Below are 15526 nucleotides of genomic sequence, written 5' to 3'. Positions count from 1 at the left end.
TTCTCTCTGGAAGGACCACTCCCATGACCCACGCTGACACCGTTCCTCCTCATCTTCTTCTGGGCACCTGCGACTACCCGGAGCACGTGCCACCCGACCGCTGGGCGCCGTACGCCCGGCAGCAGCGCGAGCTGGGCCTGCACTTCGTGCGCGTGGCCGAGTTCGCCTGGAGCCGCCTGGAACCCCGCCCCGGTGACTTCAACTGGGCGTGGCTGGACGAAGCGGTGGACGCCTACCACGCCCAGGGCCTGCGCGTGGTGATGTGCACGCCCACCCCCACACCGCCCGCATGGCTGATCCGCGCGCACCCGGACATCCTGGCGTTCGATGAGCACGGCCGGGTCCGGGAATTCGGGTCCCGCCGGCACTACGATTTCGCGTCCCCGGTGTACCGGGAGCATTCACGGCGGATCACGCGCGCCATGGCGGAACGCTACGGGCAGCACCCGGCCGTGGCCGGCTGGCAGACGGACAACGAGTTCGGCTGTCACGCCACCAGCCGCAGCTACGGCGGCGCAAGCGCCGAGCGTTTCCCCGCGTGGCTCGAAGCGCGCTACGGCACGCTGGACGCGCTGAACCACGCGTGGGGCAACGTCTTCTGGAGCATGGAGTACACCGACTGGTCCCAGATTCGTCCGCCGGTCCTGACCGTCACGGAAGTGAACCCGTCGCACGTGCTGGACTACGCGCGCTTCGCGTCGGCCATGATCGCGGAGTTCCAGGCGGAACAGGTGGCCCTCCTGCGCGAACTGTCGCCCCGACGCTTCATTACGCACAACTTCATGATCTTCGAGTCGGGGTTCGATCACTACGACGTGGCGCGGGGCCTGGATTTCGCCACCTGGGACAACTACCCGACCGGCATGCTGGAGTTCTTCGCGCCGCCGGGCGTGGACGAGGCCCTCAAGACGCACTACGCGCGGACCGGCCACCCGGACCTCGTGGCGTTCAACCATGACGTGTACCGCGGCCTCATGCGCGGCCAGGACGGTCTGGGCCGCGAAGGCGCCGGCACCCCGAACGGCTTCTGGGTGATGGAGCAGCAGTGCGGGCAGGTGAACTGGGCGCCGTACAACCCGCTGCCCGCCGACGGCGCCGTGAGCTTGTGGACCGCGCAGGCCTGGGCGCACGGCGCGGACGTCGTGAGCTACTTCCGCTGGCGCGCCGCCACCATGGCCCAGGAGGTCATGCACTCCGGCCTGCTTCGCCACGACGAAACGCCGGACCGGGGCCACGCCGAGGTGCAGGCACTTGACCAGACGCTGTTCCCCGCCGGTCCCATACGTGCACGCGTGGCGCTGCTGCACGATTACGAAAGTCTGTGGCTGTACGACCAGCAGAAACATGCCGCCGGCCTGAGCTACTGGGCGCAGACCGTCACGTACTACATGGCGCTGCGCTCACTGGGCGTGGACGTGGACGTCGTGCACGCCGACACGGACCTGAGCGGGTACGCCGTGGTGGTCGCCCCGGCCATCACCCTGGTCAGCGCCGGACGCGCCGCCCACTGGACCCACGCCGTGCAGGCCGGCACGCCGCTGATCTGCGGGCCCCGCACCGCCTTCCGCACGCCGGGCGGCGCCACCTGGGACGACGGGCAGTTCGGTCCGCTCAGCGACCTCGTGGGCGCCCGGCTCCACCAGTACGACAGCCTGCGCCCCACGCTGACGCAGCCAGTCACAGGCCTCCTGGGGACGTTCGACGCGACCTTCTGGGCGGAAAGCTACCGCCTGAACGGCGCGCAGGCCCTGGCACACTATGCGGGCGGCCCCCTGGACGGTCAGCCGGCCGTGATCCGTCACGGCCGCGTCACGGTGATCGGCGCGCACAGCGCCCCCCTGATCAGCGCGGTCCTCACGGACGTGCTCACCGCAGCCGGCGTGCCGGTCACGCCCCTGCCGGAAGGCGTGCGGGTGTCACGCCGCGCCGGCCGGGTGCTGGTGCAGAACTGGAACCCGGAACCCACGGACTGGAACGGGCGGCGGCTGCCTCCCGTGAGTTACCAGGTGATGGAGGAAGCCAGTGTTTGAATGGACGGTGCAGGAGAACCCCGGCACGCTGCGGGTCCTGATCAGCGGCTTTCAGTCGTGGAGTGAGGCGGAACTGCGCCCGCTCACGGACGTGCAGGCTGCGCCTCAGCAGGCGTGGCGGACGGAACAGGGCCACGATCCGTCTTTTCCGCCCAGCGGCCGGGCAGGCGTATGGCGCAGCCACACCGTGCTGGCCCTGGTGCGCGCCGATGGCAGCGGCTGGGTGGGCAGCGTGGGCGAGGCGCCCCTCACCTTCGCGCAGTGGGAGGCGACAGCCCAGGCTGACCACGTGCGCGTGACCTGCACGCTCGAAGGCCCACCGGTGCCTGTGACCTGGGAGGCCACGCAGGACGTGACCGCTACTCTCGAAACGCGCGCAGCTGAGCTGGGCGCCGCCATGCAGGCGCGCACGCCAGCGCCGCTGCGCGTGTGGTGCTCGTGGTACTCCTACTACCGGGACGTGACCCTGGACGCCATGCTGGACAACGCCCGGCTCGCCCGCGAGCAGGACCTGCCGTTCGACGTGTTTCAGCTCGATGACGGTTTCCAGGCTGAACTGGGGGACTGGCTTGAGCCGAGCGCTCACTTCGGCGGGCACGCCCGGGAACTGCCAGCCCGGCTGGCGGAACTGGGGTTCACTGCGGGCCTGTGGCTCGCCCCGTTCCTGGTGTCACCCCGCTCGGCACTGTTCGCCGAGCACCGCGACTGGATGCTGCGCGGCCAGGACGGCGAGCCGCTGCCCGTGGGCCACAACTGGGGCGGGCCGTACCACGCGCTGGACACCACGCACCCGGACGTTCTGGCGTGGCTGCGGGAGCTGGGCCGCACCGTGCGCAGCTGGGGGTACACGTACCTGAAAATCGACTTCCTGTACGGCGCGGCCCTCCCCGGCGTGCGCCACGACCCACACGCCGGGCGGGCCGAAGCGTACCGCCGGGGGATCGAAGCGTTCCGGGAGGGCGTGGGCGAGGACGCGTTCATTCTGGGGTGCGGCGCACCACTGGCGCAGAGTACCGGCGTGGTCGACGCCATGCGCACCGGCCCGGACGTGGCCCCCATCTGGGATGAGGACTCCCGCCGGGTGTGGCTGGGCGACGCCACTGGACCGAGCGCCCGCAACGCCCTGCACACCGCCCTGAGCCGCTGGTACCAGCACACCTGGTACCAGCCGGACCCGGACGTGGCGATCTGCCGGCGTGAACTGAGCCTCCTGAACGCCACGGAACGTGAGGCGATCGCCGGCATGCTGGACGTCATCGGGGGTCTGCGCGCCAGCAGCGACCCGATCAGGCTGCTGGACCCTGAGGGGCTGACGTTACTGCGCCGCTGCCTGACGCTCAGCCGCCCGGACCGGCCGGCCACCCTGGCCCAATCGTTAGGGAACGCTGTTACCCACTTCACGAGGGGAACGTTTAACCTGACCGACACCCCGCAAGACGGTATTCCCGCACACGGATTCCGGCCGGGGCGTGCCCAGGAGGGTCACGCATGACCACCACGCTCACCGAATACCACACCGCCGATTTCGTGAAGCCCGACGGGCGCAACCTCACGCTGTACGGCCTGAACCCCATCCGGGTAGACAGTGACATCCCCAGCCCCAGCCCTGACCCGGTCGATGCCCGGCCCCTGATGCGCTGGCACCCCGTGCGCGGCGAGTGGGTCATGTACGCCGCGCACCGCATGGGCCGCACGTTCCTGCCGCCCCCTGAGTACAACCCGCTTGCCCCCACCCGTGACCCCGAGCATCCCACCGAACTGCCGCGCGGCAACTACGACATTGCCGTGTTCGACAACCGCTTTCCCAGCCTCACGCTGGCCGCCCCCGACCCGGGCGCCGGACCTGCCGGCACGCGCGCCGGGGTGGGCGCATGTGAAGTGGTGGTGTTCAGCCAGGACGCCCGCGGCCGCCTGAGCGACCTGACCGACGAGCAGGTCAGCCTGCTGCTGGCCGTCTGGGCCGACCGCACCACCCGCCTCGCCGGGACCGGCCGCATTCAGAGTGTGCTGCCCTTCGAGAACCGCGGGGTGGAGGTCGGCGTGACCCTGCACCACCCGCACGGGCAGATCTACGCGTACGATCACGTCCCACCCGTCGCGGCGCGCGCCACGGCGCAGATGGACGCCTACCAGGCGCAGCACGGCCGACCGTGGCTGGCGGACTTCGTGCAGGAGGAACGCGCCAGCAGCGCACGCATCATCCACGACGACGGGCAGGCCCTCAGTGTCGTCCCCCCGTTTGCGCGGTACACCTACGAGACCTGGGTGCTGCCCGCCCGGCCCGCCAGCCTCCTGTCGGAACTGTCGGACGAGGAACGCCTGAGCCTCGCCCGGGTCCTGAAAGACGCCCTGCTGCGCCTCGACGGTCTGTTCGGCGTGCGCATGCCGTACCTGATGACCGTACACCAGGCTCCCGTTGACGCCCCGCACCCGTCCTTTCCGCTGCACATCGAGATCTACCCGTACCTGCGCGCGCCGGGCCGCATGAAGTACCTCGCCGGCACAGAACAGGGCGCCGGAGAGTTCGCCAACGACAAATTCCCGGAAGTGGCAGCGCAGGAACTGCGCGCCGTGCCGGGTGGCGCCGGAGACGGCCTGTGAGCGCCGACACCACCGGCCCATCGTACGCCGCTGTCTTCGGCGCACCGCCGGCCGTGACGGCCTCCGCGCCGGGCCGCGTGAACCTCCTTGGCGAGCACACGGACTATCAGGGCGGCTTTGTCCTGCCCACCGCCATTCCCCAGCAGGCCACGGTGAACCTGGGGCGCAACGGCACCAGTGAGCACGTGCTGCATTCGGCCAACCTGAACCAGACGCTCCGCATCCCGGTCGGCGAGGTTGGCGAGGGTTTCGCCCCCTACCTCACCGGCTGCTTCGCTCTCAGCGGCGTGCAGGAGGGCCTGAACGCCTTCATCACCAGCGACGTACCCAGTGGCGGGCTCAGCAGCAGCGCCGCGCTGGAAGTCGCCACCCTCCGCGCCCTGCGGCAGCTGAACAGCCTGGACCTCGATGATGTGGCCCTTGCCCTGCGGGGCGTTCAGGTGGAACACGAGTTCGTGGGCGTCATGTGCGGCGTCATGGACCAGATGGCCAGCTCACTGGCCGACACCCGCACCATGCTGCTCATCGACACGCGCAGCCTGGAACGCCGCGCCGTGCCCTTCCCACAGGGTGCAGAAATCCTCGTGATCGACTCGGGCGTGCCCCGCCGCCTCGCAGAATCCGGGTACAACGAACGCCGCGCCCAGGTTGAAGAAGCCTCACGCCTGCTCGGTGTGCCGCAACTCCGGGACGTCACCGACCCCACGGCTGTCGAGACGCTCCCTCCCGTCCTGCGAGAACGCGCCCGCCACGTGGTCACCGAGAACGGCCGCGTGCTCGCCGCCCTGGAACCCGGCGTGGACGCCGCGCGCTTCGGTACCCTGATGAACGCCAGCCACGCCAGCCTCCGCGACGACTACCAGGTCAGCCACGAGCGCGTGGATGAACTCGTGGCGCTGCTTCAGGCCCACCCGGAGGTCTTCGGTGCCCGCATGACGGGGGCCGGCTTTGGTGGTGCGGTCGTTGCCCTGGTGCGCGAGGGGCAGGCCTCCGCCGTTGCCCAGACTGTGCTCGCGCAATACAGCGAACAAGGCACCCAGGTCGTTCCCTGATCAGGGAAGCTTTGGCACCACTCCTAAGCGTCCCTCTTATAAAGGAATTTCAAGGACATCACTGTTTGGCCTGGCTGGCACAGACTCAGCCCGTCAGGCATAGAGTGGTGGGCCGCGCCCCCACACTCAAGCCGGCAGCAACCTAAGCAGCTGAAAACAGGCCGGCCGCGCCACGATCCGAAGAGGTCAACAGGGCGCCACCTGATTTCCGTTCAGGGTGTCATCCGACGCTTCTGTACTACGAGGGCCAGCCTCATACCACAGGAGAACCGAGGCGGGCAGGCATGGCCTCTACACCCTGGGCCCAGTTCCGTCCCCAGCAGTACGAGTTTCATAGAATGGGGGCACACCTGCTGGCGCTCAAATCGTCAGCAGGGTCAATTATGACCCATTAGAATTCTGAGCGCATATGAAGAGCCTGCGCCTCCCGGCAGCCATGATTGGCCTGACTGCCCTCCTCACCGCCTGTCCTCAGACCCCCACACCCACACCGCCCACCGCGCCTGCCCGCCTGGGTCTGACCGTCAACCTCACTGGTGTGAGCAGCGCCCCGGTCAAGGTCACCAACACCAGCACGAATACGGTCTTGAACGATGGCCCCCTCAGCAGCGGAAAAACCTTCGGCGACCTTACAGCGGGCACCGTGCTGAAAGTCGAACCGGGCAACATCAGCGACTTTACGGCCCCCGCTACGCAGACGATCACCCTGGATGCCAGCAAGACCATCACGCTGGAATACAAGGCCCTGGCTGGCAGCGCCGTGCAGAGCAACCGCATTCAGGGAACTCTGAGCGGGCTGCCAGCGGGTGGAACGCAGGCCATGATTTACGACCACTACACTGGCTATGACACCAACAATGTAGGAACAGTGCTCGGCAATACCCTGAACCTGCCCCTGACGAAGGCGCCGGATGTCAGGGCCCTGAGCCCACTTCTCCCCTCCCCCTCCTATAACAGCTGTGTTTTTACGGGCACACAAACGGCAGTGCCTAATGTCGCCCTCTTCGCCAGCGTGGAGGTTCTCAGTGCCAAAAACGACCTGCTGGGAGAGGTGACCGAGCAGATCATTTCAGGTGGGACGCTGACAGACAGCAGTGTTGCCCGCATATACAGCGATTCAGCAGCGACCGTCAAGGGGACGGTGCAATGCTCGTTCTATGACGGCTCATCGTTAAAGGTCATCATGGACCTGACATTAAGGGCCGGCTGGAATGCCGTTGAGTACGTCGCTTCCGAAGCGGGCGCGACGTACAAGACCCTGAGCAGTGATGCCCGCTCGGCACTGAAGGGCGTGCCCTACGAGCAGCAGGTTTTCGTCACTCTTGACCGGAGTGTGGATATCACCTCCGACGCCAGCGTGACCGTGCCGGCCATGCTGTACCAGATTGGAGGCTACTCCGGTCAGGTGAGCCTCAGCACAGATGTTCCAGGGCTGACGGTGGAACCGTCCAGCCTGTCTCTGTCGCCTCTTAGTGCACAGAACGTGAAGGATCAGGCGGTCAGCAAGTACCTCACGAGGTTGGGCGTCAACCCCCAGCGGCTCGATACGAACCTGACCTTCAAGTACAGCGGCCAGGCCAACCTCTCAGGGTCCTTCAACGTGCTCGTGAAAGACGCGGCTGGCGTCCAGGTGGGCGGTGGCAGTGGAATGCTGAATATCACCCGGCCCGGCTTGAGCCTGTCCGCGTGTTATCCCAGTGATCTGGGGCTGTATCCCAATACCACCGGCGCGATCACCGTGTGTGCCAACACCATCGGATCGTTCAGTGGCCCCGTCACCTTCTCGGCAACCAACCTCCCGGAGGGCGTGACCGTGACTCCGGTCACTCAGCAAGTCTCCGGGTATTCTTACTCCTCACTCTCCTTCAAGGCAGACGCTAGTGCTAAACCAGGGTCGTATCCCATCACCCTGACCGCAGATGGCGGCGCCGTGACAGCGTCGACCACCGCGACCCTGAAGGTTCTCGCGCCTACGGTCAACGTCAACGTGTCAGGGTATTACGGGGGGCCAACCGTCTACCAGGGGGGAACCGCCGCGCTGAAGGTCGACGTGAGCACGGACAACGGCTTCAACGGCACGACCACCTTGAACGTGACGGGTCTTCCCGCAGGGGTGTCGGCCGCGCCGCGGACGGTGACGGTGACCCCGGGAAGTACCACCTCAACCAGCATTACCCTGACGGCTGCTGCCGACGCGGTGCTGGGCGATTCGACAATCAAGGTGACCAGCCCGGACCAAAGCGCATACAGCTACGGACAGGAGACCACGCTCTCGGTACGTCCGGCGCGACTGAGTCTGGGAACATCGATCAGCAATCCGGTAAAGGCCACGGGCGGAATCTGGGCAGTAACGGAAGGGGTCTACGACAGTTCCCTGTCGTCCTACAAGTACACGGTTACCCGCTTCACGGGGACGGCGCAAGCTGCGGCCAGTGCGTCAGTGGCAAGCGGTTACTACTCGCCTCAGCTGATCAGTACCACTGGCGGCGTGGTGGTCTTCCCTCAGGATGCCGGGAAGGCACCGACCCTGATTGCTGATGACGGCACCATGACCCAGCTGCCCCCTGTGGCTTTCAGTTCGACGCCAACCATGACCAACAGAACAGACAGCCAGGGTCGTGTCTGGTTTGTTCAGACGACCAGTACCAGTGCGGGTACGACCACCAGCCTCAAGACCTGGACCCCTGAGACGGGAGTCATCGTCACCATGGACTCGACGGCGAATTATGGTTACAGCTCTTATGACAGTTCGCTCATTCTGAGTAACGATGGAAAAACGCTCATTTACCTCGGAGGGTACTCCGGAGACGCCCTGAAGATCGACACAGGGAGTGGCACAATCACCAAGCTTGATCTGGTGAAGAGTAGCAATACCTCCTCCGCAGCCGTTGCTGGTGACGGTACGCTCTGGTTCAGCAGCGGTGGTCTCCTGGCACGCCTTAACGCAGACAATTCAGTCACCAGGTTCAACAATGTAACGACAGGAAGTCTCATCGGCTTCGACCTGGCAGATCCCACGATCCTGTGGGGCGCCGACTACTCCTCTGTGTACAAGATCAGCACGGTCACTCCCACCTCGACCCGAATCACCATGGGAAGCATTACCAAAGCCGTGCTCAATGATCAAGGCGGTGCTCAGGTGATCACTTCTGAATACGGCGGTTCTTCCTCCGCGTCTTACCTCTCGCTGATTAAGTAACGTCTCCTCACAGCAGAAGGTCACAGGTTGAGCTGTGGCCTTCTGCCTGTTGGTCTTCCCCTGTGCGGCGGCCCATGAACGCTCCCAGGAGCATGCAGGTCTATTACTGCGGCAACGCAGCACGCACTTTCAACCGTGGCTCCTGAAATTCACAGTGATCCGCTGGGTCGCTGCCCATCGAACAACACTGTCATCTGCGGCCGCCAGCGACAGAACTCATCTGCTAGGCGCAGGAAAAGGAATTCCTTGTGCCTGGCAGTAGCGGGAATGCAGTGCTCAGGGCGTCTAACGGCTGGCGGTGCAGGCTACTGCTCCAGGCCGGAATGGTGTGCGCTGCCGGCAGGGATCAACAACCGGTCATCAGCCCAGCGCGACGCGCAGGCGTTCCACATCGGCGCGCCAGGTGTCGGCGGTCTCGCTCTCTTCCCAGAGGTCCGGGAGTTCACTGCTGGGGCTGAGTACGCGGTCCACAGCTCCGGTCGCAAGGTCGCGCAGGGGGGCAAGTTCGGCGGGATCGGTGCCTTGCACCCAGCTTCGCAGGGCGGCGTCGGTGAGGGCGGTGGTGTCGCCGGTGAGGACCGCGGCGAGGATTTCAGCGGCGGCAATGGCGCGGTGGCCTTCCTCTGCGCCCAGCCAGTCGTTGTCGGGGTCCAGGGCGACGTCGAAGGCTTCGGCGAGGGCGAAGGCGCCGTCCTGCAGGACTTCCTGGATGAAGGCGGCGGCACTTTCGTTCTCGAACGGTCCGGTTCCCCAGGCGTTCATGCGTTCACGCTCTCGGCGGTGAGGGCCTGACCGTAGCGCTGCTGCACGTAGCGGTTGAGGAGGTCCTGGAAGTCCTCAGCAATGCGGGGGCCTTTGAGGGTGGTGAGGAGTTTGCCGTCCTGGTACACGGGGGCGCGGGGGTCTTCGCCGGTGCCGGGGAGGCTGATGCCAATGTTGGCGTGTTTGCTTTCGCCGGGACCGTTGACGATGCAGCCCATCACGGCGACCTGCATGTCTTCCACGCCGGGGTAGTGTTGTTTCCAGTCGGGCATGGTGTCGCGGATGTAGTCCTGAATTTTCTGGGCGAGTTCCTGGAAGAAGGTACTGGTGGTGCGGCCGCAGCCGGGGCAGCTGGTGACCTGGGGGAGAAACTGGCGCAGGCCGAGGCTCTGGAGGATCTGCTGGGCCACTTCAACCTCGAGTTTGCGGCTGGCGCCGGGTTCGGGGGTGAGGCTGACGCGGATGGTGTCGCCGATACCGTCGATGAGGAGGGGGGCGAGGGCGGCGCTGCTGGCGACAATGCCTTTCATGCCCATGCCGGCTTCGGTCAGGCCGAGGTGCAGTGGGTAGTCGCACAGGGGGGCGAGCTGGCGGTACACCTGCCACAGCTCGGGGGCGCTGCTGACCTTGACGCTGATCAGGATTCGGTCGTGGGGCAGGCCGAGCTGTTCGGCGTAGCGGGCGCTTTCGAGCGCGGAGACCACCATGGCGTCGATCATGACGTCGGTGCTGCTTTTGGGTGATCCGGCGGTCGTGTTCTCGTCCATGAGGCGGGCGAGGACCTGCTGGTCGAGGCTGCCCCAGTTGACGCCGATACGGACGGGTTTGTCGTATTCCCTGGCCACCTCGATCATGGTGGCGAAGTTCGCGTCGTGGTGCTGTCCGGCGCCGACGTTGCCGGGGTTGATGCGGTATTTGGCCAGCAGACGGGCCGTTTCGGGGTATTCGCGCAGGAGGATGTGGCCGTTGTAGTGGAAGTCACCGACGATGGGAACGTTGAGGCCCACCTCGTTCAGGCGGGTGATGATGTCGGGGATGGCGGCGGCGGCTTCGCGGGTGTTGACGGTGACGCGGACGATTTCGCTGCCGGCGCGGGCGAGTTGCGCGATCTGGATGGCGGTGGCCTCGGCGTTGGCGGTGTCGGTGTTCGTCATGGACTGCACGACGATGGGGTGGGCGCTGCCCACCATGACGCCTCCCACGTTCACGCTGACGGTCTGGCGACGGTTCATGCCGTTCAGTGTACGCGGGTGGGTCCGGGACGGGCCGGAAGCGTGGCTACGGGTCCTGGCGGGCGGCTTCCATGCGGTCGAGGAGAGCGTTGAGGCCGATGTCGAGGCCGCCTTGGGGGCCGCTGCTGTCGTACAGGCCGGCGCGTTCGAGGCTGGCGGCGCCGTGCAGGAAGGTCCAGTAGGCGACGGCGTGTCCGGTGTCGTCGGGGTGGCCGGTGAGGGCGCCGACGTGTTCAAGGAGGGTGCGCCACAGGGCTTTGCCTGCGGTGGTTTTCAGGCCGGGTTCGGGGGTGGCGTTGGGGGTGAGGAGGAGGGTGTAGGCGTGGGGGTGGGTGCGGGCGAAGTGGAGGTAGGTGTGCGCGAGGAGGTTCAGGGCGGCGCGGGGGGGGTGGCCCTGGGCGGCCGTGGTGAGGGTGGTGCGGAGTTCCGTGGCGGCGTGTTCGGCGAGGTGGCGCAGGAGGGTCTCGCGGTTGGTGACGTGCCGGTAGAGGCTGGCGGGGCGGACGCCGAGGCACTCGGCGAGGGGGCGCATGGCGAGGGCGTCGGGGCCGCCCTGTTCGAGCAGGGTCCAGGCGGCCTGTTCGATGGCTTCGCGGGTGAGTTTGGTGGGGTACGGCATGGTGAACAGTGTATGTCTTGACCCTGAACGGCCGAAGGTGTACGGTGTTCACCATGAAAACGAACACCGTTCACAAAGATTCTGATCCGGACCCGGTAAGCCTTCAGGACGGGCGCGCCTTCGCCCCAGAAAGTGCAGCGCTGGCTTCCCTGACCATCTGGAGCGCCCAAGCTGCAGCGTGGAGCGGCGGCCCCTTGACCCTCACCGGCCGCGGCCCTGGCCCCCGCCGTCTTGTCTTCTCCCCCGCTGACCGCCGCGTTCCTGGCTCCTGTGCTCCTCAGCGTCAACCTGGGCGGGACCCTGTGAGCCGCCCCCCACTGCGACTGACGCAGCTCGGACTGATCAACACCTACCTGGTGCTGGAAGACGACGGCCTGACTCTCATTGACGCCGGCCTGCCCGGCCTGGAGCGCCGCGTCCTGCGCGCCGCGCGTCAGCTGCACCGTCCGCTCCGGCGCCTGGTGCTGACGCACGCGCACGACGATCACACCGGCGCGGTGGACGCTCTGGCCGCGCTGGTGCCCGGCCTGGAGTTCCTGCTTGGCGAGGCGGACGCCCCTCTTCTGAAGGCCTGCGGGGTGCGCACGCCCCCCACGCGTCTGCTGCGGTCGGGGGACCGGGTGGAGTCGCTGACCGTGATCGACACGCCCGGGCATTCGCCGGGCCATGTGGCGTACCTGGACGGCCGGGACGGAACGCTGTTTGCAGGCGACACCTTCGTGAACGTCCCGGGCCTGCGCGTTGCCAGCGTGCTGCACCCCCTGTTTCCGCTGCCGACGTTCGGCACCCATGACGCCGCGCGCACCATCCGCAGCGCCCGCACGCTGCTGGACGTGCCGGCCCGGCTCCTGGCGCTGGGGCACGGGCCGGTCCTGCCCCGCCCGCAGGCCGCCATGGAGCGGGCGGTCCAGGCAGCCGAGGCGGACCGCGGCCCCTCTCCCCTCAGGGTGAGGCTGGCGAAGCTGAACGCGCACCTGACCCGCCTGAGTACGGCGGGCGCGGTCCGCGCCAAGGCCCGCATCACGGTCCCCCCGCCTGTCTGAAGGGCCGGGCTGCCGTGAGCGTCCCCTCACCCGTGGAAGCGGTGCCACCCCCTTGACCGATCCGGGGCGTCTGTCCCACACTGGAGCTTAAAGTTCAAAGGCAACGCATGCCCGGACGGGCACGACCTCATTCCGCATCCCCTGCGCATTGAGGTCGTGCCCGTCCTCCGTGCTGCCGTATCCCAGCTGGAGGCCCCATGACTCTTTTTCCACTGCTGTCCACCCAACATGACCACACCCCCGCGTACACCGAGCGCCTGGGCGCGCCCGTCGGTTCCGTCATCCGCGTGCGGCTGCGCACCACACTGTCCGTGACGGACGTAACTCTGAAATTCGTGCGAGTAGGCGAAGTCGAATCCGTCCCTGCCCGCGAAATCGAACCGCTCGGGGACGCGCCCGGCCGCTGGTTCGAAGCGGACCTGCCCGCCCATGAGGGCCGCGTGCGGTATTCGTGGCAGCTGAACTTCACGAACGACCACCTCAACCTGACGAGCCTGGGACTGCACCGCACCCGGCGGGGCTTCCGCTCCTGGTTCACGTACCTGACCGGGCACGTGGCCCCCGAGTGGGCGTGGGAGAGCGTGTTCTACCAGATCTTCCCCGACCGCTTCCGCAATGGTGATCCCACCAACGACGTGCAGACCGGGCAGTACGTGTACGGCGACCGCGTGGTGGAGCACGTCGGGTGGGGAACGCCCATCGATGCGTGGGGGGACATTCACGGTCACTACGGCGGGGACCTGAACGGCATCACGCAGGCGCTGCCCTACCTGAGCGACCTGGGCATCACGGGGCTGTGGCTCACGCCGGTGTTCGTGTCGCCCAGCAACCACCGCTACGACATTACCGACTACCGGCACATCGACCCGCACCTGGGAGGCGACGCCGCCTGGACCGAACTGGTCGAGGCGGCCACGGACGCCGGCGTGAGAATCGTGCTCGACGGGGTGTTCAATCACGTGGGCAACGAGAACGCCCTGTTCCTCGCGGCTCTGGACGACGAGCTCGCCCCGGAACGCGCGATGTTCACGTGGCGTGACGAACCCGGCAAGCTCCCCTACCACGCGTTCTTTGATGTGCCCACCCTCCCGAAGATTGATTACCGCAACGAGTCGGCGGTGCAGGAATTCTTCAGCGGCGAGGAGAGCGTGGTGCGGCACTGGCTGCGGCGAGGCGCGGCCGGCTGGCGCCTGGACGTGGCCCACATGATCGGCACCGGCGGCACCGACGAGGACAATCTGCCGCTTCACCGCACCCTGAAGCGCGCCGCGCGCGAGGAACGCCGTGACGCCTACGTGTTCGGGGAGCGGTTCTACGACCCGGAGCACGCCCTGGACGGTCAGGGTGAGGACGGCAGCATGAACTACCACGGGTTTGGCCTGCCGGTTATGCAGTGGCTGGCGCGCGCGAACATGACGTTCGAACCGAGCGCCCTGAGCGGCGAGGAACTCGTGGAGATCCTCTGGGACGCCTACCACGCCCTGCCGCCCCAGGTGGCGCTGAGCATGTTCAACGTGCTGGAATCCCATGACATTGCCCGGGCGCTGTACCGGGTGGGCAACGACCGCATGAAGTTCCTGGCGGGATTCACGCTGCTGATGGGCTACACCGGGGTGCCCTGCACGTACTACGGCAGCGAGGTCGGGGTCACGCAGTCGCGTGACGGCGCAATGCCGTGGTGCCGCGAGACGATGCCCTGGGATGAAACGCTCTGGGACCTGAACCTGCGCGGGCGCGTGAAGGCCCTGATCGGCGTGCGCCGCGCCACGCGGGCGCTGCAGCGTGGCGCGCTGCGCTTCGTGCACGCCGAGGAGGACGCCGTGGCGTTCCTGCGTGAGTACACCTGCGAGGATGGCCGCGTGGAGCGCGCCGCTGTGGTGGCCAGCCGCCAGGATCAGCCACACGAGGTGAGCCTGACCCTCCCGGACGGCGAATGGCGCGACGCGGTGACGGGCGAGGTGTTCCCGGGGGGGCACGTCACGCTGAATGCTGCGGGAGGCTGCGTCCTCGTTCAGGACTGAAGCGCAGCAGGCCACCCTTGACCTGCTGCGTGGCTTCTCCGCCGCCCGGCGACATGCAGTATGCTTGTGTCACATGTCACATGCACACGACTCGGCGTTATACGCGCAGTGGGTGGACCTGCTCGGCTGGCTGGAGGCGGAAGCCCACGCGCGCGGGCTGGGCTTCGAGAAGGTCGCGGACTTCCCGGACTACATCTACCGCATGGAGCGGCCCTACGATCTGCCCACCACGGTCATGAGCGTCTCCCTCAGCGCCGAGGGGCAGTCGCTGCTGATCGCGGCAGTCAGCCCGCGGCACGTGGACCTCAAGGGCGTGTCCCTGCGCCTGATGGGCGGCAGCAAACACTGGCACCTGCACGCCGGTGAGGCGGGGCTGCTAGAAGGCAAGCGGCCCTTCACACGTGAGCGCCTGTCCGTCCTGCTCGACGGCGCCGTGCGCGGCGTCCGCACCGGCCCGGTCAGCGCCTAGCGTTCACCAGACGGAGGCTCACCCTACATTCGTGGGGTGAGCCTCCACTTTTCCTCTGGCCGGTCAGGGGGAAAACGCAATGAGCCCCGCTGCGAAGCCAATGATGGTCCCGACCAGCACCTCCAGGTACGTGTGCCCCAGCAGCACCCGCAGCGGCAGGGGCGCGAACCCCTCGCGGACCACGGCGCGCAGCTCCTCCACCAGCTCGTTCAGCAGCCGCGCCTGCTGTCCACTGGAGTGACGTACGCCCGTCGCGTCATACATGACGATCAGGGCGAACACGGCACTCGCGGCGAACAGCGGACTGCCAGGCCCCTCGGTGATTCCCACGCCAGTCGTCAGGGCGGCCACCATGGCGGAGTGGCTGCTGGGCATACCGCCCGTTTCCATGAAGGCCGCGGGGCGCCAGCGGCGCTCGATCAGCAGGATCAGCAGAACCTTCAGGACCTGCGCCCCGGTGCTGGAGAGCACCGCCACCCACAGCCAGCGGTTGCTCAT

General features: G+C 67.1%; 12 protein-coding genes. 8 read left to right on the top strand and 4 right to left on the bottom strand.

The annotated features are described in order from the left end of the window. Positions 1-23 precede the first annotated feature (23 nt). The 5 genes from LAJ19_RS05545 (at position 24) to LAJ19_RS05525 (ending at position 8882) form a co-directional block, all read left to right on the top strand. Positions 24-2030: a beta-galactosidase gene (locus LAJ19_RS05545; protein ID WP_225477378.1), complete on the top strand. Its 2007-nt coding sequence runs from the start codon at positions 24-26 to the stop codon at positions 2028-2030. Further along, positions 2023-3522 carry a glycoside hydrolase family 36 protein gene (locus tag LAJ19_RS05540; RefSeq protein ID WP_225477376.1) on the top strand — a complete coding sequence of 500 codons (1500 nt, stop codon included), beginning with the start codon at positions 2023-2025 and terminating at the stop codon, positions 3520-3522. Before LAJ19_RS05545 ends, LAJ19_RS05540 begins: the two co-directional genes overlap by 8 nt. After that, the gene (gene galT, locus LAJ19_RS05535; protein ID WP_225477374.1) at positions 3519-4631 is read left to right on the top strand and encodes a galactose-1-phosphate uridylyltransferase; all 1113 of its coding nucleotides are present in this window, start codon (positions 3519-3521) and stop codon (positions 4629-4631) included. The genes LAJ19_RS05540 and galT overlap by 4 nt, the downstream gene beginning before the upstream one ends. Next, positions 4628-5683: a galactokinase gene (gene galK, locus LAJ19_RS05530; RefSeq protein WP_225477373.1), complete on the top strand. Its 1056-nt coding sequence runs from the start codon at positions 4628-4630 to the stop codon at positions 5681-5683. Before galT ends, galK begins: the two co-directional genes overlap by 4 nt. Positions 5684-6092: 409 nt before the next feature. Beyond that, complete coding sequence (locus LAJ19_RS05525; protein WP_225477372.1) at positions 6093-8882, top strand: hypothetical protein; 2790 nt, start codon at positions 6093-6095, stop codon at positions 8880-8882. A 360-nt stretch (positions 8883-9242) separates the two neighbouring features. Here the strand turns inward: LAJ19_RS05525 and LAJ19_RS05520 are convergent, their stop codons facing one another. The 3 genes from LAJ19_RS05520 to LAJ19_RS05510 are packed head-to-tail and all read right to left on the bottom strand — an operon-like array spanning position 9243 to position 11495. After that, positions 9243-9644: a DUF4259 domain-containing protein gene (locus LAJ19_RS05520; RefSeq protein WP_225477371.1), complete on the bottom strand. Its 402-nt coding sequence runs from the start codon at positions 9642-9644 to the stop codon at positions 9243-9245. Continuing rightward, positions 9641-10876: a flavodoxin-dependent (E)-4-hydroxy-3-methylbut-2-enyl-diphosphate synthase gene (gene ispG, locus LAJ19_RS05515; protein WP_225477370.1), complete on the bottom strand. Its 1236-nt coding sequence runs from the start codon at positions 10874-10876 to the stop codon at positions 9641-9643. The genes LAJ19_RS05520 and ispG overlap by 4 nt, the downstream gene beginning before the upstream one ends. A 46-nt stretch (positions 10877-10922) precedes the next feature. Further along, positions 10923-11495 (bottom strand): TetR/AcrR family transcriptional regulator, encoded by a 573-nt coding sequence (locus LAJ19_RS05510; RefSeq protein ID WP_225477369.1) that lies wholly within the window; start codon positions 11493-11495, stop codon positions 10923-10925. Between the two features lie 302 nt (positions 11496-11797). Here LAJ19_RS05510 and LAJ19_RS05505 point away from each other — a divergent pair, with 302 nt between their 5' ends. From LAJ19_RS05505 to LAJ19_RS05495, 3 genes are all read left to right on the top strand, one after another. Further along, positions 11798-12538, top strand: coding sequence for an MBL fold metallo-hydrolase (locus tag LAJ19_RS05505; protein WP_225477367.1), 741 nt, complete (start codon positions 11798-11800; stop codon positions 12536-12538). A gap of 197 nt (positions 12539-12735) precedes the next feature. Beyond that, on the top strand, positions 12736-14559 hold the full coding sequence (locus LAJ19_RS05500; RefSeq protein WP_225477365.1) for an alpha-amylase family glycosyl hydrolase: 1824 nt from the start codon (positions 12736-12738) through the stop codon (positions 14557-14559). 73 nt (positions 14560-14632) lie between these two features. Then, entirely contained in the window at positions 14633-15028 is a 396-nt protein-coding gene (locus LAJ19_RS05495) for an NADH-quinone oxidoreductase subunit 15 (RefSeq protein ID WP_225477363.1), read from the top strand. A 63-nt stretch (positions 15029-15091) separates the two neighbouring features. Here LAJ19_RS05495 and LAJ19_RS05490 read toward each other — a convergent pair whose 3' ends face one another. Continuing rightward, positions 15092-15526 carry a divergent PAP2 family protein gene (locus LAJ19_RS05490; RefSeq protein WP_225477361.1) on the bottom strand — a complete coding sequence of 145 codons (435 nt, stop codon included), beginning with the start codon at positions 15524-15526 and terminating at the stop codon, positions 15092-15094.

The sequence above is a fragment of the Deinococcus taeanensis genome (assembly GCF_020229735.1).
GTDB classification, from domain to species: Bacteria; Deinococcota; Deinococci; order Deinococcales; family Deinococcaceae; genus Deinococcus; species Deinococcus taeanensis.
This window is presented reverse-complemented; position numbering and strand designations above follow the sequence as displayed.